This window comes from Nostoc sp. C057, assembly GCF_013393925.1.
Classification (GTDB): domain Bacteria; phylum Cyanobacteriota; class Cyanobacteriia; order Cyanobacteriales; family Nostocaceae; genus Nostoc; species Nostoc muscorum_A.
In genome coordinates, this window is the sequence record NZ_CP040281.1 from 1,116,887 (window position 1) to 1,134,047 (window position 17,161).

Below are 17,161 nucleotides of genomic sequence, written 5' to 3' on the forward strand. Positions count from 1 at the left end.
AAATCACATAATATTTAATGGGTCTACATCAATAGTTAAGCTAACAGACGAAGGACAAAGCGATCGCACTTCTTCCCAATCTGGCAATTGTGGTAATGCATCGGGAGCAAATTTAATCAATATCTGCCAGCGATAACGATTAGCTACTCGTAAAATACTCGCTGGTGCTGGGCCTAATATCTCGAATTCTTCTTCTGTACTCAAGGCTGTAGCAATAATTTGCGCGGTATTTTGCACTTGAATAGGATCGAGACTACTTAAGCGCAACAAAATTAACCGCCCATAAGGGGGATAATTCAGGGCTTGGCGTTGTTCTAGTTCAGCCTGCGAGAAAGAGTGATAATCGTGCGATCGCACTGCTGCAATTACCTGATGCTCTGTAGTGTAAGTTTGTACAATCACCCTGCCTGGATCGTCTCCTCTACCAGCACGTCCAGCGACTTGAGTCAAGGTTTGAAATGCCCGTTCACTGGCGCGATAATCTGATAAATTTAGCAATCCATCGGCGGCGACAACACCCACAAGTGTCACCTGTGGTAAATCCAAACCTTTGGTGAGCATTTGCGTACCCACTAATAAATCCGCTTCGCCGTTGGCAAACTGGGTGAGTAAAGTCCGGTGTGAACCTTTGTTACGGGTGGTATCGCTATCAAAACGAATCAAGCGTAACTCTGGGAACTGTCGTGCTAATTCCTGTGTTACTCGCTGAGTACCGCTACCGAAAAATTTCAGGTAAGGGGAACTACAATCGGGGCAGTATTTGGGATGCGATCGCGCATAATTACAATAATGACAGCGCAATAATTCCGGTGCTTTTTCTTCGGTGTGGTGGTACGCCAGTGACACATCACAATGCGGGCATTCCAACACATACCCACAACTGCGGCATGAGACAAAAGTACTGTGTCCCCGACGATGGATAAATAAAATTCCCTGTTGTTTTCTCTCTTGCAACTGTTGCAAAGCTTTTTGCAGCGATCTACTAAATATAGAACGATTTCCCTGCTGCAACTCTTGCCGCATATCGACTATTTCCACAGGCGGTAAAGGGCGAGAATTGATGCGTTCGGGCAAACTTAAATAATGAGTGCTGAGTGATGAGTGCTGAGTGCTGAGTGAGGAGTGCTGAGTGAGGAGTGAGGAGTGAGGAGTTACGAATTCTCCCCCTGCTCCCCTGCTCCCCTGCCTCCCTATGCTTACCCAAGTTTCCAAGGAAGGGGTGGCAGAACCTAACAATAAAGGGCAATTTTCTAATTCAGCTCGCCATTTGGCGACAGTGCGGGCATGGTAAGTAGGTATGGGTGAGTCTTGCTTAAAGCTGCTGTCGTGTTCTTCATCTAAAATAATTAAACCCAAGTTGGGCAAAGGCGCGAAAACGGCGCTCCGCGTACCAATGACAACTTGGGGTTCTCCTGTGAGCATTTGCCGCCAAGTGTCGTAACGTTCACCGTCGGAGAGGGCGCTGTGATAAACGCTGACTTTATTGCCAAAACGGGCGCGAAAACGATCGGTTAACTGGGGTGTAAGTCCAATTTCGGGGACTAAGACAAGGGCAGATTTACCTTGCTTGATGAGAGGTGCGATCGCTTGCAAATATACTTCGGTTTTTCCTGAACCTGTCACCCCATGCAATAAAACTTCAGCAAATCCATCTAATGTCTGGATTGTTTCCAAAGCGCTAGCTTGGGCAGCAGTTAAAGATTTAGCCCCATCACCTGCTAATACTGGGCCCTGTTCAGTTCGCAATACTTCCCGTTCTTCGATAACAATGTAACCCTTTTGTGTCAACGTTTTGAGGATTGAAGAACTAGCATTGCAAATTTGCAGTAATTCATTTTGCCACAACTCCCCATTATGCCGCCGCAGCACTTCCAAAATCTCTCGCTGGCGGGTAGTTAAGTCGCTATCAATTGTACCTGTGAGTATGACCGCTTTTTGTAGCTTTGGTCGAGTCAGCCGTGGCGGTTCTAAATAGCTTTCTACTAAACCGAATCGCAGCAACTCCCGAATTCCCCGATAGGCAGATTTGACTTTTTGTTGAAGGTAGGCGAAACTATAATCCCCCGCAGGCTGCCCTTGCAAAAGTTCCCAAACTTGCCGCGCAGTAGGAGTCAAAAAAGCTAAAGGATCGGAAGATGCTAGCAAATAACTACTTCCCCCCTGCCCCCTGCCCCCTGCCCCCTGCTCCCCCTCCTCTAACAAGGCGGATACGGCGCTGCGATCGCCCCAGCAACCCTGGTGGTAGAGCAACCCGGATTACTTGAATTAGAGGCGTATAGTAATATGCAGCAACTCGATTGAGTAATTCCCAATAAGCACTTGGGAAAAATCCAACGCTGACTATATCTTCTACTTCGCGGATTTTTTCTGGTGCTAAATCAACATTTGGTTGTGCCAGTAACCGAATTGCAATCGCTCCTAATTGTTGTGCCCCAAATGGCACGCTCAAAATATCCCCTGGTTTTATTTCTAACTGGGCTGGCAATCGATAAGTAAATAATCCTGTACTTCCTGGACAGTCTACCAGTACTTCAACCCATCTATTAAGAGTTGTACCTGATTGGTACGATTCGCTAGGTTCAGCCACTACTAAAGGAGATAATTTTATGCCATTAATATACATAGCTACTGACTTTATAGTTAAATATTTTCCTCACATAGCTGGTCAAAATTAACCTAGCTAACTAAACTCTAATTTTTTGCTTTCTTAAATTTAAATAGTATTTTTCAATACTGTTATCCTTCATAATACTTGATAAGTTTCCTCTTATGTAATCTACTAGACAAATTCGTATCAACTATACATGCAATAAATATTTGGTACCCACTATATAAATAAAAGCATGTCGGCACTTGCTGCAACAGTTGCTCTATCTACTAAATAGGGAGTAGCCTTTTTCCGCCTATCGATAGATATTCAACCCTTTCTGTATATGAGATGCTTTTATACAAATAAGAACATCCCAAAATTAAGCTGCCATAATTGTAATTTGTATCATTTGGGTAACTTGAAATTGGGAAGGCATAACCCCATCACCAGGTTTTAAATTTATCCAGTGACTTCCAAATACCTAAACAGAAAAATATATATTTAGAAAAATATATGAAAGTTTAAGAAATTTGGATGGTTAGCTGAGATTTTTATGTTTGTTCAGGTTGAGAAAGTTTGAGGGGGTTTGACATATTTGGTAATTAAGAAAAAAATGAAGAATATAATCTGTTAGAAGCCTGAGAAGAAAGTTTTGTTGGGTGCTTAGGTCAGTTACTTTGTAGGTTGTATCTAACTGTAACCCGTAGGTTGTAGGTAGATATAGATTTTTATTCTTGAATAGAAATTAGTAGAAGCTTCTATTCCGACATATAAAGGGGTGCATTCATTCGTCCATTAGGGAAAACTACCAAGCCTCAAACGAGTAGCTGTAACTAAATTATGTACCAAACAAAACAACAATCCCTAAAGGAAACTATGAACATTGTTGAATTGGGAAAAATGGAAATACTGGAGAATGCTGCTGATATTGAAGAACCATCACTCGATAGTTTAGATGCAGTGGCAGATGAAGAGCCTCCGATTGTAGTAGAAAATCTGGAATCAGATGAACGCGATGGAGATGACATGGCGGCGGCCCGCCCTTCGGGATACAATAAAACCGAGCATGATGATGCCGTCGGCGCGTTTTTTAAAGAGATGGCGCGTTATCCGCTTTTAAAAGCTGATGAAGAAGTAGAGTTAGCGCGGCGAGTTAGATTTCTAGAGGAAATTAGGGAATTACAAGCTGCTTTAAACTTAAAACTAGGACAGGAACCTACCAAACTAGAAGTAGCTTCCGAGCTAGAAATGACCGAAAAGCAACTAGAAAGTCGCTTGTATCAAGGCAGAGTAGCGAAACGCAAAATGATTCGCTCCAACTTGAGGTTAGTAGTTTCTATTGCCAAACGATATCTAAATCGGGGAGTGCCTTTTCTGGATTTAATTCAGGAAGGAGCAATGGGTTTAAATCGCGCTACAGAAAAGTTTGATCCAGATAAAGGATATAAGTTTTCTACTTATGCTTATTGGTGGATTAGACAAGCGATTACCAGAGCTATAGCTAACGATGCGCGGACAATCCGGCTACCTATTCACATTGTTGAAAAGCTTAACAAACTGAAAAAAGCTCAACGGGAACTAAAGCAAAAACTCTGTCGAAATCCTACCGAAGGTGAAATGGCAGAAGCTTTGGAAATTAGTGTGCAACAACTACGCCAACTACAACAGCTACGCCGTCAAGCACTTTCTCTCAACCACCGTGTCGGTAAAGAAGAAGACACGGAATTGATGGATTTGCTAGAAGATGAAGATAACCTGTCTCCAGAAGCAAAAATGAATGAAAACATGATGCGTCAGGAGATTTGGGAAGTGTTGGGTGATGTGTTAACTCCACGGGAAAAAGATGTGATTTCTCTGCGTTATGGTTTGACAACCAGCGAACCCTGTACCTTAGAAGAAGTTGGCAATATGTTTAATCTTTCCCGTGAGCGAGTGCGCCAAATTCAAAGCAAAGCGATGCGGAAATTACGCCGTCCCCACATAGCTAAACGCTTAAAAGGTTGGTTAATTTAGTTACATTCACGAAGATAGAGACGCAATCCCCGTTTGTCACTTTGTTCCCATTCAAAATTCAAAAATAGATATTTAATTTTGAATTTTGAATTTCGAATTACCCGCATGGTTTGACTTAATTAGCTCCAATAATAAATTTAGGGGCTGATATATTTATATTTCTTGAGCTTCGACTACCGTAACTCTCCAAAAACGGGCTTTCTGTGACTTTTTCGGCTTTTGTTTAGTCATTATTAAAAAAATTGCACAGTTGCCTATAGACTATGGACTATGGACTATGAACTATAGACTATAGACTAATGACTTCGTGTAGCAATTTGATTTTGCGTTTTGCTGAACCAACTGATTACAGCGTACTTTTTCAATTAATTCAGGGACTTGCTGAGTATGAAAAATTATCTCATGCTGTCACTGGCGATGCTCTGGCACTTAAGGAGCATTTATTTGGTTCGCACAGATATATAGAAGCGATTTTAGCAGAAACTGCTGGTCAAGCTGTTGCTTTTGCCCTATTTTTTCATAATTATTCAACATTTTTGACCAAGCCCGGAATTTATCTGGAAGACTTATTTGTTTTACCAGAGTATCGTAGGCAAGGTATTGGTAAAGCTCTTATTTCTAAAGTAGCCCAGATAGCTATAGAACGTGACTGTGGACGGTTAGAGTGGAGTGTGTTGGATTGGAATGAACCAGCTAAAGCATTCTACCGTAGTATAGGAGCATCTATATTAGATGATTGGCGAATTTGCCGTGTCACAGAAGATGCGCTTACGCAGTTAGGGGCTGTCAATTGAAGAAAAATTCAGCTATTCTGAATTTAGTAGTCAGAAGAGGTTGTTGGAAAAGTATTTTTCTCTAAACTTTAAGCACTTTTAGATCCTCACTAACCCTCTTTAAAAAGGCTATTAATTAACCAGATATTGCTTAACATTTGCGAGCCTGATCATTTATTGACGACGAAAGCAGTCAGTAAAAATACAGTGTTGGGATTAGCGTAGACACGGAGCGGCTTGTCGTCTAGACATCGCTCATAAAATGATTGTGGAAAAACATGGTTGTCAAATTAGCGTCGAGTCCGAACTTGGCAAAGGCACAAATTTGACAATTCATGTAGTACCGCCTAATTAGCTTTAGGACTTACACAAAACTTAACTCGGTAGGGGTACTCACGCAGAGTATTGCCCTTACCTGTAAATCCTGGTTTTGGTTATTGTTTGCGTAAGCCGTAAGCTTAATCAAGAAACCTTTTTTAACTCTTCACTTTTTACACTTTTCCTGCCACAACCAAGTCTTTCTTCAAAATTTCCACTGCTGCTTGATATTGCAGATCCGCTTCAGTACCAATCTGTTCGCGGTTAATTGGATCTTGGGAAATCACTTTATCTGGCTTAATACCTAGTTTGTTAATATCCCGGTGTTGAGGAGTTTCATACTTAGCAATTGTGACTGCCAACCCCGAACCATCTGATAATTCAAATAAAGATTGAATTAGACCCTTACCAAAAGTGGTTTCGCCTACCAACTGGGCACGACCGTTATCTTGGAGTGCGCCAGCGAGAATTTCGCTAGCACTGGCAGTTCCTTGATTCACCAAAATTACCAGAGGATCGTTCGTCAGGGCTGGCCCAAAGGCTTCGAAACTACCCTGAATGCCTTGTCTATTCACAGTGTAGACAATAGTACCAGAATCTAACCACTGACGGGCAATTTCAATTCCTGATTGCAATAATCCCCCAGGATTATTTCGTAAATCTAGAATGTAGGCAGCAGCGCCTTTTTTTTCTAGACTAGAAATAGCGTGTGCCAATTCCGTTGAGGCGTTGGCATTGAATTGAGTGAGACGTAGGTAGCCAATAGATGTACCTTCAGTGGAAACACGCAATTCTGAAACCACAGGGTTAAGAGCAATGCGATCGCGCGTTAATCTAATTTCCGTTTCTGGCTCTCCATCTCGCTCGATGAGGAGAGTAACAAGGCTGCCACTTGGGCCGCGCATTTTAGTTGCAGCTTCATCTAGGGTAAGATTTTTTGTGGGCACGCCTTCAATTTTAAGAATGCGATCGCGTGGTCTAATCCCCGCTTTATCTGCTGGTGAACCTGCAATAGGAGCCACTACTTCCAACTTCCCAGTCTCAGGATTCAGGACAATTTGCAATCCTACCCCAGTCAGTTCCCCAGAGGTATTGACCTTTAAGCTGCGGTACTGTTCCGGGTCTAAAAAGCGGGTAAAAGGGTCATCGAGGCTCTTTAGCATCTTCCCAATGGCCACATAACTGGCATTTGAGTCTGTAAGCGGTTTCTCTAGAACCTTTTGCCGCACAGCCGCCCAGTTCTGATGATTAAAAGTTTCATCTAGATAAGTGCGATTAACAATTCGCCAAACTTCGGAAACCAGCTTTTGTTCCCCCGTTAAAGCCACCGCAGGCTGGGTAAGCGTACAAAACGCCAACCAAAACGCCATTAACAACGAAAATCCAACCCGAAAGACTTGTTTGTTCATGAACCCCATTATCAATTCCACCTCAACCCAAATTGCCTAGAAATGCTCAGTTGCTCTGTTGTTGATGAAATCTATCTCTCGATTATGTTACTTTTTTTATAGAAGTGGTGCATTTCTCTCATCAAGTTGTTCAGTCAACTGATGCGTTGTATCCACTCACGAAAGGATAAAATCTACTTTGTGTCCACCATTTTCTGTGCAGGGGCGTAAAGAGATCGCAATATATTCCTTCTTTACAGAGTGTAAAGTTTCTGAAGACTCTTAGCACGCTGAAAGCTGACAAGCAAACGAAATAAACTCGTCTTTACTAAAATCCCAAAATTGCTAATTGGGAGAGAAGTCATAAGAGGCGGCTTATGAGAAGTCCATAGACAATTCTGTTGTTACCCTAGCCTGCGGCAACCCCTTGGGCGAACCCGCAGGATGCCGAGGCTTGGAACCATCAGAATTTTAGTCGCCGATTTAGAGCTTCGGGATTTATCAACCGCAACCGACTTTTAGGAACTTGAGATTGTATGGCCAACGTTTACGACTGGTTTGAGGAACGCCTGGAGATTCAGGCACTCGCTGAAGACGTTACTAGTAAGTACGTCCCTCCCCACGTCAACATCTTCTACTGCTTGGGTGGTATTACCCTGGTTTGCTTTCTCATCCAGTTTGCCACTGGATTTGCCATGACGTTCTACTACAGGCCAACAGTCACTGAAGCGTTCTCCTCAGTGGAGTACATCATGAATGAAGTAAACTTCGGTTGGCTAATTCGCTCCATCCATCGCTGGTCTGCCAGCATGATGGTGTTAATGATGATTTTGCACGTCTTCCGGGTTTATCTCACAGGTGGTTTTAAAAAGCCCCGCGAACTAACTTGGGTCAGCGGTGTCATCCTAGCTGTAATTACAGTTTCCTTTGGAGTCACCGGCTATTCCCTACCTTGGGATCAAGTTGGCTACTGGGCTGTAAAAATCGTTAGCGGCGTACCAGAAGCAATTCCCGTAGTTGGCGTTCTGATCTCCGACCTGCTACGCGGCGGTTCAAGTGTTGGTCAAGCAACACTAACTCGTTACTACAGCGCACACACCTTTGTGCTGCCTTGGTTGATTGCAGTCTTCATGCTGTTTCACTTCTTGATGATCCGCAAGCAAGGCATTTCCGGGCCTTTGTAATCTCAATTATTAGCGAAAGGCAAGATTTGTCAGTTTTCAGATGAAGTTGTTTGTTTTAAACTTATGAAACACAATAAATTTAATTGCACATAAGTTCCAAAAATAAACACTTCATCTGAAGCCTAAAGCTGTAAATTCCTTCCAAGCGGATAACCGTAGACAAACAAAACGCTGCTTTTTGCCTGCTAGGTTTGCCTAGTAGCTGATAGCCTTCACAAATGCTTTAATTTAACTTAAGCAGGAGAGCACATTTCAAAATGGCAACACAAAAAAAACCTGACCTGAGCGATCCTCAGTTAAGAGCCAAACTCGCCAAAGGCATGGGTCACAATTACTATGGTGAACCCGCTTGGCCTAATGACTTGCTTTATGTCTTTCCAATCGTGATCATGGGTTCCTTCGCTGCAATTGTGGCTCTAGCTGTGCTAGATCCTGCAATGACCGGTGAACCAGCAAATCCTTTCGCCACACCATTGGAAATTTTACCAGAGTGGTACTTATATCCAGTTTTCCAAATTTTGCGATCGCTTCCTAACAAACTTTTAGGAGTGTTAGCAATGGGTTCTGTACCAGTTGGGCTAATTCTCGTTCCTTTTATTGAGAACGTCAACAAGTTCCAAAACCCCTTCCGTCGTCCAGTTGCAACCACAGTATTCCTCGTTGGTACTCTTGTCACCGTGTGGCTGGGTATTGGTGCTGCTTTGCCATTGGATAAATCTTTGACCTTGGGACTATTCTAAATTAGTCACTACAAAGTGCTTTGACGCCTGTGAGTTTCAAGAGCATATTACAAATATGTTTTTGGAAGAAATCTACAGGCGTCAATTTTAATAGTTCAGATTGCATTCGGGATCTGGAGTTTTGGATTGAAAAGCTATCCCAAAATCTAAAATCACCAAAATTCATCAAATATAAACATTTTTCACTTAATTAACGTAAGTTGCTAGTTACAACCCTCGAAATGCCAAAATCGTTCATGTTTTGTATTTTGGTAGATAAAATATCTCAATTTAGATTTTTCTACATCAGAGCAATTTGGCGAATCATGCAAAATTTAATAACTAGCAACTTGGGTTTATTTATATTTAAGTCACAGTTAATGTTTACTATAGTGCAGCAAGACCATCTGAAGGTTAAGAGCGAACTCAGCCTCCTAAACCAGGTGCAAGAATGGTTCGAGCAATTTTGTCTGCAACATTTGTCTCAACTTGGCTGGTCAAAAACCCAACTAGATCGCCTCAATTTAGCATTAGCAGAAGGTTTTACCAACGCTGTTCGTCACGCTCATCATGCTTTACCCCCAGAAACAACCATTGAAATTAACGTTGATCTGTGGATCGATCGACTAGAGATTAGAATTTGGGATTATGGAAAACCTTTTAATCCTGATGCGATCGCAGAGCCAGCGCCAGGTACTCTACAAGTAGGCGGGTATGGATGGTTCCTCCTCCGGCGGTTGGCAGACCGTGTTGTATACGAACGTGGTGCAGATGGTAGAAATTGCCTTCTCATCGTCAAATACTCTGTAGAAGCACAATAAGAAAGGCGAAGTTAAGCCACTTACTTCAAAACAGAAGTATGAGCGGAAAAACTCTTTGCTACAAAATGTAGTTACTTGATTGATAAAAGTATACTCCTTTTTCAAGATGATTTGAATTGGAGCAATGTATTTTTTACGTAAAATTGCTTAGTTATTATGATTTTTTTGTAAAATCTCAAAAATATTTTTGTATAAAAAGAATTAGTGAATACAGTAAAGATAGCATTCGAGTTATATTAGCTCCCTTGTTAAGATTTGTCAGCAGTGTTGAGAGCCGGAATGTTTGTTCTCCAAGAACTGCTATTTAGTTCTTAAAGAGATAGAGATAATAGGGGACAGATTATGACTAAAACAGCCCTAATCACAGGAATAACTGGTCAAGATGGCTATTATCTCAGCCATTTGCTCCTCAACCGTGGCTATCGAGTTGTAGGATTAGTACCTCCCCATCGACAACCTAATTTGACAAAGCTGGGAACACTGGCGAATCAGGTAGAAATTTTTACGGTTGACTTGAGGAATAGTGGGGCGCTGTTGACCGCAGTTGAGCAACTACGTCCCCAAGAAATTTACAATTTGGCGGCTCCCAGTTTTGTACCCGACTCTTGGAACGACCCATTAGGAACCCTAGATTTGATCACTGGTACAGCTACCAGACTTTTGGAAGCAGTACGACAGGTTGGTTTGTCTACCAGATTTTATCAAGCCAGCAGTTCGGAAATGTTTGGCGATGTATTTAGTTCGCCTCAAGATGAGGAAACGCCTTTTCGTCCCAAAAATCCCTATGCTGCGGCGAAAATGCACGCCCACTGGACGATGGTGCATCACAGACAGCGCTATGGATTATTTGCCTGTAGTGGAATTTTATATAACCATGAGTCGCCTCTACGCGCACCTCAGTTTGTAACCCGAAAAGTTTCTTTGGCAGCCGCATCGATTAAATTGGGTTTAACTGACACCTTAGAAATGGGTAATTTAGATGCGAAACGCGATTGGGGGTTTGCGGGAGATTACGTAGAAGCTATGTGGCTCATGTTGCAAGTCGATGAACCAGAAGAGTATGTGATTGGCACTGGTAAACTGCACAGTGTTAAAGATTTAGTTGCCACAGCTTTTGAGTCTGTCGGATTGGATTGGACACGCTATATAGTTTTAAATACCAGTTTATTGAGACAAGATGAGCATTTTCAACTAGTAGCTGACCCCAGCAAAGCTAAAAGAAATCTTGGCTGGGAAACCCAGGTGAGCTTTGAAGAACTTTTAGAAAAAATGGTAAAAACAGATTTAGAGCGGTTACAAAGCGGTGCGATCGCGCCCTTAACCAAAGTGTAAATAACCTAATATGCATATCACTAAAGTGACACAAAACCTAAAGGTAGGTGATAAAGTTAACCAAAAAACTAACCATGTCTTCGTATTTTTAGAAATTTTTGCCCACGAAGGTGGTATTCAATCATATATAAAAGATATTTTCCGTGCCTATTTGGGATTGAGCCAAGCTTACAAGGCGGAAGTTTTTTTGCTGCGAGATAGCCCTGATCGGTTAAATCTGTTTGAAGCTGAGAACCTAAAATTTCATTACTTTAAAAATCAGTCTCCTCATTTGGGGAGATTGCAAATGACAGCAGCTTTACTTAAGTGTCTATTGCAAAACCGTCCGCAGCAAGTTTTCTGCGGTCATATTAACTTAGCAGTATTAATCCAAACTCTTTGCCAGCCCTTGGGGATTCCTTACACCGTGCTAACTTACGGCAAAGAAGTCTGGGAACCTCTAAAAAATCAAGAACGTCGCGCCCTGACATCAGCAGATAAAATTTGGACAATTAGCCGTTACAGCCGCGATCGCGCTTGTCTTGCCAATGGTCTAAACCCCAAAATGGTAGAGATGATGCCTTGTGCAATTGATGGGGATAAATTTACTCCTGGTTCCAAGCAGCCAGAATTCGTTCAGAAATATGGCTTAACTGGTTCTAAGGTATTAATGACAGTAGCACGCTTATGGTCAGGGGATATTTACAAGGGTGTAGATGTCACAATTCGGGCCTTACCACAAATTGCTCAGGTTTTCCCACAAGTGAAATATTTAATAATTGGTCGCGGTGATGACCAACCGCGATTGGCGCAGCTAGCAAAAGATTTGGGTGTGAGCGATCGCGTCGTCTTTGCGGGTTTTGTTGCTACAGAAGAATTAATGGAACATTACCGCCTTGCTGATGCCTATATCATGCCTTCGCAAGAAGGCTTTGGCATTGTTTATCTAGAAGCAATGGCTTGTGGAGTACCTGTCTTATCCGGTGATGACGATGGCTCAGCTGACCCCTTGCAGGATGGTAAACTGGGATGGCGAGTACCACACCGCAATCCTGATGCTGTAGCAGCAGCTTGTATAGAAATGCTTCAAGGGGATGACCAACGATGTGATGGACAGTGGTTGCGAGAACAGGCGATCGCTCTGTTTGGCATAGATGCCTTCCAACAGCACTTGCAAAAAATGCTTCTATCCTCAGTTTTGAGTCCCAATAACAAATGACTAAAATCGCTATCCTAGAAGGAGAGCAGGACGACGTTTAAAAAATGAGCTTTAAGTCATTTCAATTGAATCTTTTAAATCTCCGCCCTTGGCTCACCCTGCTGGCAGTTGTTTGGTTGCTAGCATCACTGGGCTTAGGTTGGTTGGTTAATTCGTTGCTAATTATTGTCGGGTTGCTGTTTTTAGCACCCATTGTGGCTTTTTTTGGCTTTCGTTGGTGGCTGCAACGCAACTTGGTTGCTGACCAGTGTCCCGTCTGTAGATATGAATTTACGGGTTTAAATAACAGTCAATTACAGTGTCCTAATTGTGGGGAGTCGCTTTTAGTACAAGATAGTCATTTTCAGCGCTTCACACCAGAAGGCACAATTGATGTCACTGCTGTCGAAGTTCCAGCCAAATCACTTGAAGATTAATCAAGGGTCATTAGTCACTTAGTAAAACACAAATGACTAATGACTATTTATTTTGTTGCGAGATTGAGAGACTGTATTTATGCTGCTGCTGGGATAATTCGCCCACATATACTGAGTATCTTCCTGCTTGCCAGTAACCAGATTGTTCTGGCTTGCCTCCAGAGTAGCTATCTGCCATTACACAAAAACGTCCCCCTGGCCCGTCGATCAACAGCGTTGGCTTCCCTTGACTTTCTACTGTTAATCGTAAATAAGGTAGTGACTCTGTAACCTGAATAACTTGACTAGGTTCAGTAGGAATATTGCCACAATTGCTTTTGACAGTTCCCCCAGACTTTCCGTTCAAAACCAGTGGATCTGGCTGGAACGTCCGATTTATTTGGACATTTGGTGTCTGTGCCAAATTAGCCTCAGTAAAAACCAAGCTCATCACCAAAGATATGGGAAGAATTGCAAGTAGCCGAAGCGTTTTCATTTTAATTAATGCTCCAGATTTTTTAGAGCAATTATTGTTATACAGTCTAATTTAATTGACGATATCAATTTATCTTGGTTCCAAAAGCTGCCGTATAACCTAATACCATTAAATTAAAAATTGTTTGTAAAGATGGGATGTAGAGCTGTCGCCAAGTAAAGGCTCTACATTTATCCTGCAAATTAAGTCATATATCATGATGGCTGGCGATCGCTTCTCTACTAAAATATTTAACCACCAGTAGAATAAGCATTCGCCTAAAAAGCCTTATTTTTTACATTTTAGAAACGTAAAATTACTGGAGAAATTAGATAAATTACCAGACAATAACAAAAAAACATAATTTTTACCTGTCAGAAGGGTATTACACACACAGACATTAGCTAAAATCACTAAGACAACCACCAAAAATAGAATTTAGTTGGTCTGTTGTCGAATAAATATGCTAACTGAGGTAGATAAAGATTTATGAATCCTCAACCAGAAGAAGACTTACAGCGTCGCCTCGATAAGTTAGAGGCAGAAATTAATTCCGCACCTGGAGCGGTTACTCAACCACAAGGACAAAAACAGATGCCTCAGTCTGTTTTTGCCAACTTGAGCTTGCAACTGGAGCGATTTAAGATTTGGTTCAACGGCTTATCTGGAACAAAAAAGCTGGTAGTTTCAGGTGTGACGGTGCTAGTAGGCTTGGCGATGCTGCAAGCAGTGTTTAAACTAGTTGCATCTGTAATAACTCTGGCACTTTTAGCAGTGTTAGTGTATGTTGGATACAAATTTTTTGTGTCTAGTAGCTTTCAACGTAAGCAATAAGTTGATATGCAATTACTTGGCAATCTGCCCGGAGTTATGAGAGTCAGGAGTCATAATACAAAAGGCTCCTGACTCTCATAACTCCTCAATTCTATTTCAATATGCTTTTCTTTTTGCCGATTAGCTTAGTCTATTTTAATTGTGCCGATCGCGGCGTAAAAATAATATCAAAGGGAATTATCTGATGACATCACCAATTGTGAGGAGAAGTAGTAATCAATCTGGTCAGTCAAAAGAACCGGAAAGAGCCAGTTCAATGTTGCTAGCAAGTAGGCGTTTTGCTGCTTGGGCGGCTGAAATCACACTAGTGGTTGCCAGTGGGTTGATTCCTTTCGGCATTGGTGTTTATGCGAATTCTAGAAGCGATCTGAACCGAGTACCTCTTAACCCCGTGCTAGTAGTTACGGAAAGAGCGATCGCTAGACCCCTAGCTCTACCTGTGAGCTATGGCATCCGTAACGTCGCATGGCCAACTAATATTTTATGGACAATCGCCCTGTTAGCGCCTGTAACTCTCTCATGGTGGCAATTGTACTTACTAGCTAAGACTGGTAGGACAATTCCTAAACGCTGGTTCAAGGTGCGGGTTGTCAACGAGCAAGGGAAGCCTCCCGGATTGGGGGCTGTTGTCATTAGAGAAGGAGTTGGACGTTGGACTGTACCTATTTCCATCGCTTATTTACTGTGGCGCTACAGCTTTGCTTTTCCGAATTTAGGATTATTCACATTTTTGTCTTTATTAATAATTGTGGGTGAAGGGATCGGCTTACCATCGCGCCGGGGTCGTCGCGCCCTGCACGATCAACTTGCAGGCACTTATACAATAGATGCAACTCGCCCCATACCATCCTCACTCTTAGCTAACAACAGACAAGCTCAATCTGCTGACGGTAATAATGAAGCAGAAGGGCAAGAAGAAGAATTAGCGGCAGCCGAAACCACCCAGTCGCCCAACCTGTGGCGGCGGATACAGCAAAATCCTAACCTGACTTTGTTTGGGGTAGGACTAACGAGTATGACGGCTGTATTGGCAACTTTAATAGGTACTCAAGTTTATATCCAAATTCAACAATCCCAGCGAGCAACTAAGCAAATTAATAGCCAACAGTTCCTCGAACTTGTCAAACAATTAACTCCGAACTCTGGGGCGACTAATGAGCAACGCCAAAGTGCAATTCTGGCTATGGGTGGTCTTAACGATCCACAATCTATAAAATTTCTGGCGGATTTATTGGTTAGCGAAACCAACCCCAGCCTCCTGGATACCATTCAACAATCTTTGACAACTGTCGGGCCCCAAGCTATCCCCGAATTAAAAAATAAGAATCAGTTTTTGGTTAGTGAACTGGAGTCTGTGGGCAGTGCTGCAACAAAAGAACGGGAATTGCGACAAGGGCGGCTACAAAGAAATCAGAGAACAATCAACAAAATTCTCTCTGTGTATAGCGGAAAAATGGAAGGCGTTGACCTTAGTAGCACCCAATTAGGTCAAAGCGGTACTCCAGGTAGTTCATTCTTCAACTTAGTACTAGACAACCTTGATTTATCAGGAGTTAAGTTTAAATCTGCAAATCTCAACCAAGCTAGCTTTAAGGGTAGCCGCTTTCGAGGTGTGGGTGAAGATGGACGTTGGGATACATACGATGATGTAATAGCTGATTTAAGCCAAGCTCAGTTGCAGCAAGCCAATCTTACTGATGCTAACCTCAGTCGCGTCTTGATGAACCGGATTGATTTGAGCCGCGCCACTCTCAATAGAGCCAACTTATCTAACGCGCGTCTATATGACGCTAAACTCAACAGCACCCAACTGGTAGGAGCCGATCTGCGAAACGCAGTTTTGGAAAGAGCCAGCTTAACTGGGGCTGATTTAGGTGACGCTAAATTGAATGAAGCCAATCTTTACGCAGCTCGTTTAGGTCGTGTTACTGCTATAGGAACGCAATTATCCTTTGCCAACTTAACTAACACTGATTGGCAAGGAGCAGATTTATCAGGAGCCTATTTGGATCGTGCTAATCTCAGCAATGCTAACCTGAGCGCCACTCGTTTAGCTGGTGCTGTTTTGCGTTCTGCTCAGATGGAAAACGTTAACTTACAAAATGCTGACCTAAGTCTTGCAGATTTACGGGGAGCAAATGTGGCAGGAGCAGATTTTAAGGGGGCAATTCTCGCCCCTAGCAAAGAAGATCCAGCAGATCAATTTGTCAAAACCCCAGATTTAGGCTCAGTATCTGCCGTAGTCCAAGGGGTTGATTTTTCTCAAGCCAAAAATTTAGATTCCAAGCAATTAGCATACATTTGTACTCAAGGGGGCATTCATCCTCGTTGCCCGTAGAATGGAAGGGGAGCAGGGAGGCAGGGGGGCAGGGAGCAGGGGAGGCAGGGGGAGTCAGGGGAAGCAGGGGGAGAATTCGTAACTCCTAACTCTTCACGGGCTAAACGCCCCGCTACCGCTAACAGCACTCCTCACTCGGAACTGTTTTGCCCAATGCCCAATGATAAATAACAAAATGGTGTGAGGAGTCGATTATGAAGTATATTCCATATTTGGTTTCAGTTTTAGGGGCTAGCTTGGTCTTGAGTCTGGCGACTACTAAACCAGCACAAGCTCAAGTAGCTTATGGCAGTTATGTAGGTATAGGCCCCACTGTTGGTTTTACTGATGGTATCCAATTCGGGGGAGTAATAGCTGGGCGCTACAAGCTTTTGGAAGCACCGCTTTCACTGCGTGCCCAAGTGTTAATTGGTAATAATACAGCAGTTGTGCCAACGGTTTCTTACGATTTTCCCCTCAACTGGCAAGCTGATGCTTACCTGGGTGCTGGGTTAGTCTTGGCTGGTGGTGGTGGATCTTCTCCTGTGGGCGACAAAATCAGCTTTGCTTTACAACCAGGCATTGATTATATGATCCCAAATAGCAATACTGTGCTTTTTGGCAACGCCATCATTGCTTTTGATGCCTACCGTGATAGCGGTGGTACAGCTATCTCTGTACAAGGTGGTGTTGGTTTGAGATTTTAATGGGCTAAATAAAGCCCTGCTGCGATCGCTATCCCTAAGAAGCGTTAAACTTCATTGCAAATTAAGAAGTTAGTCCAAACAACATGATAATTTTTTG

15 protein-coding genes are annotated in these 17,161 nt (G+C 42.7%); 11 read left to right on the plus strand and 4 right to left on the minus strand.

What is annotated here, in order from left to right; genetic code table 11:
* Window positions 1-3: 3 nt before the first annotated feature.
* The gene (priA, locus tag FD724_RS04640; RefSeq protein WP_256874452.1) at window positions 4-2,145 is read right to left on the minus strand and encodes a primosomal protein N'; all 2,142 of its coding nucleotides are present in this window, start codon (window positions 2,143-2,145) and stop codon (window positions 4-6) included.
* Between the two features lie 4 nt (window positions 2,146-2,149).
* Window positions 2,150-2,623 carry a hypothetical protein gene (locus FD724_RS40610; protein WP_256874453.1) on the minus strand — a complete coding sequence of 158 codons (474 nt, stop codon included), beginning with the start codon at window positions 2,621-2,623 and terminating at the stop codon, window positions 2,150-2,152.
* Window positions 2,624-3,430: 807 nt separating this feature from the next.
* Here FD724_RS40610 and FD724_RS04645 point away from each other — a divergent pair.
* Complete coding sequence (locus FD724_RS04645) at window positions 3,431-4,603, plus strand: RpoD/SigA family RNA polymerase sigma factor (protein WP_114083591.1); 1,173 nt, start codon at window positions 3,431-3,433, stop codon at window positions 4,601-4,603.
* A gap of 299 nt (window positions 4,604-4,902) precedes the next feature.
* Window positions 4,903-5,397, plus strand: a complete 495-nt coding sequence (locus tag FD724_RS04650) for a GNAT family N-acetyltransferase (protein ID WP_163931708.1) — start codon at window positions 4,903-4,905, stop codon at window positions 5,395-5,397.
* A 470-nt stretch (window positions 5,398-5,867) separates the two neighbouring features.
* Here the strand turns inward: FD724_RS04650 and ctpA are convergent, their stop codons facing one another.
* Window positions 5,868-7,112, minus strand: coding sequence for a carboxyl-terminal processing protease CtpA (gene ctpA, locus FD724_RS04655; RefSeq protein WP_179071746.1), 1,245 nt, complete (start codon window positions 7,110-7,112; stop codon window positions 5,868-5,870).
* Between the two features lie 506 nt (window positions 7,113-7,618).
* On the opposite strand from ctpA, the gene petB reads away from it, so the two are divergent.
* The 6 genes from petB to FD724_RS04685 all read left to right on the plus strand — a co-directional run bounded on the left by petB (window position 7,619) and on the right by FD724_RS04685 (window position 12,752).
* The gene (gene petB, locus FD724_RS04660; RefSeq protein ID WP_012407121.1) at window positions 7,619-8,266 is read left to right on the plus strand and encodes a cytochrome b6; all 648 of its coding nucleotides are present in this window, start codon (window positions 7,619-7,621) and stop codon (window positions 8,264-8,266) included.
* A 257-nt stretch (window positions 8,267-8,523) separates the two neighbouring features.
* Window positions 8,524-9,006: a cytochrome b6-f complex subunit IV gene (petD, locus tag FD724_RS04665; protein ID WP_012407122.1), complete on the plus strand. Its 483-nt coding sequence runs from the start codon at window positions 8,524-8,526 to the stop codon at window positions 9,004-9,006.
* 359 nt (window positions 9,007-9,365) lie between these two features.
* Complete coding sequence (locus FD724_RS04670) at window positions 9,366-9,806, plus strand: anti-sigma regulatory factor (protein ID WP_041565844.1); 441 nt, start codon at window positions 9,366-9,368, stop codon at window positions 9,804-9,806.
* A 342-nt stretch (window positions 9,807-10,148) separates the two neighbouring features.
* Window positions 10,149-11,138, plus strand: a complete 990-nt coding sequence (locus tag FD724_RS04675; RefSeq protein WP_179071747.1) for a GDP-mannose 4,6-dehydratase — start codon at window positions 10,149-10,151, stop codon at window positions 11,136-11,138.
* Between the two features lie 10 nt (window positions 11,139-11,148).
* Window positions 11,149-12,336, plus strand: coding sequence for a glycosyltransferase family 4 protein (locus FD724_RS04680; RefSeq protein WP_179071748.1), 1,188 nt, complete (start codon window positions 11,149-11,151; stop codon window positions 12,334-12,336).
* 44 nt (window positions 12,337-12,380) lie between these two features.
* Complete coding sequence (locus FD724_RS04685; RefSeq protein ID WP_012407126.1) at window positions 12,381-12,752, plus strand: hypothetical protein; 372 nt, start codon at window positions 12,381-12,383, stop codon at window positions 12,750-12,752.
* 43 nt (window positions 12,753-12,795) lie between these two features.
* Here FD724_RS04685 and FD724_RS04690 read toward each other — a convergent pair whose 3' ends face one another.
* Complete coding sequence (locus FD724_RS04690) at window positions 12,796-13,227, minus strand: hypothetical protein (RefSeq protein WP_179071749.1); 432 nt, start codon at window positions 13,225-13,227, stop codon at window positions 12,796-12,798.
* A gap of 468 nt (window positions 13,228-13,695) precedes the next feature.
* Between FD724_RS04690 and FD724_RS04695 the strand changes: the two genes are divergently transcribed.
* The 3 genes from FD724_RS04695 (at window position 13,696) to FD724_RS04705 (ending at window position 17,064) form a co-directional block, all read left to right on the plus strand.
* Window positions 13,696-14,040, plus strand: coding sequence for a hypothetical protein (locus tag FD724_RS04695; RefSeq protein WP_179071750.1), 345 nt, complete (start codon window positions 13,696-13,698; stop codon window positions 14,038-14,040).
* A gap of 184 nt (window positions 14,041-14,224) precedes the next feature.
* Window positions 14,225-16,378, plus strand: a complete 2,154-nt coding sequence (locus FD724_RS04700; protein WP_179071751.1) for a pentapeptide repeat-containing protein — start codon at window positions 14,225-14,227, stop codon at window positions 16,376-16,378.
* Window positions 16,379-16,572: 194 nt separating this feature from the next.
* Window positions 16,573-17,064 carry a hypothetical protein gene (locus FD724_RS04705; RefSeq protein ID WP_179071752.1) on the plus strand — a complete coding sequence of 164 codons (492 nt, stop codon included), beginning with the start codon at window positions 16,573-16,575 and terminating at the stop codon, window positions 17,062-17,064.
* Window positions 17,065-17,161: the final 97 nt, after the last annotated feature.

Bases quoted from the DNA above. Each gene is read 5' to 3' on its own strand.
- petB (WP_012407121.1), top strand. From the start codon at position 7,619: ATGGCCAACGTTTACGACTGGTTTGAGGAACGCCTGGAGATTCAGGCA.
- FD724_RS04700 (WP_179071751.1), top strand. From the start codon at position 14,225: ATGACATCACCAATTGTGAGGAGAAGTAGTAATCAATCTGGTCAGTCA.
- FD724_RS04675 (WP_179071747.1), top strand. From the start codon at position 10,149: ATGACTAAAACAGCCCTAATCACAGGAATAACTGGTCAAGATGGCTAT.
- FD724_RS40610 (WP_256874453.1), bottom strand. From the start codon at position 2,623: ATGTATATTAATGGCATAAAATTATCTCCTTTAGTAGTGGCTGAACCT.
- FD724_RS04705 (WP_179071752.1), top strand. From the start codon at position 16,573: ATGAAGTATATTCCATATTTGGTTTCAGTTTTAGGGGCTAGCTTGGTC.
- FD724_RS04690 (WP_179071749.1), bottom strand. From the start codon at position 13,227: ATGAAAACGCTTCGGCTACTTGCAATTCTTCCCATATCTTTGGTGATG.
- FD724_RS04670 (WP_041565844.1), top strand. From the start codon at position 9,366: ATGTTTACTATAGTGCAGCAAGACCATCTGAAGGTTAAGAGCGAACTC.
- petD (WP_012407122.1), top strand. From the start codon at position 8,524: ATGGCAACACAAAAAAAACCTGACCTGAGCGATCCTCAGTTAAGAGCC.
- FD724_RS04695 (WP_179071750.1), top strand. From the start codon at position 13,696: ATGAATCCTCAACCAGAAGAAGACTTACAGCGTCGCCTCGATAAGTTA.
- ctpA (WP_179071746.1), bottom strand. From the start codon at position 7,112: ATGGGGTTCATGAACAAACAAGTCTTTCGGGTTGGATTTTCGTTGTTA.
- FD724_RS04650 (WP_163931708.1), top strand. From the start codon at position 4,903: ATGACTTCGTGTAGCAATTTGATTTTGCGTTTTGCTGAACCAACTGAT.
- FD724_RS04645 (WP_114083591.1), top strand. From the start codon at position 3,431: ATGTACCAAACAAAACAACAATCCCTAAAGGAAACTATGAACATTGTT.
- FD724_RS04680 (WP_179071748.1), top strand. From the start codon at position 11,149: ATGCATATCACTAAAGTGACACAAAACCTAAAGGTAGGTGATAAAGTT.
- FD724_RS04685 (WP_012407126.1), top strand. From the start codon at position 12,381: ATGAGCTTTAAGTCATTTCAATTGAATCTTTTAAATCTCCGCCCTTGG.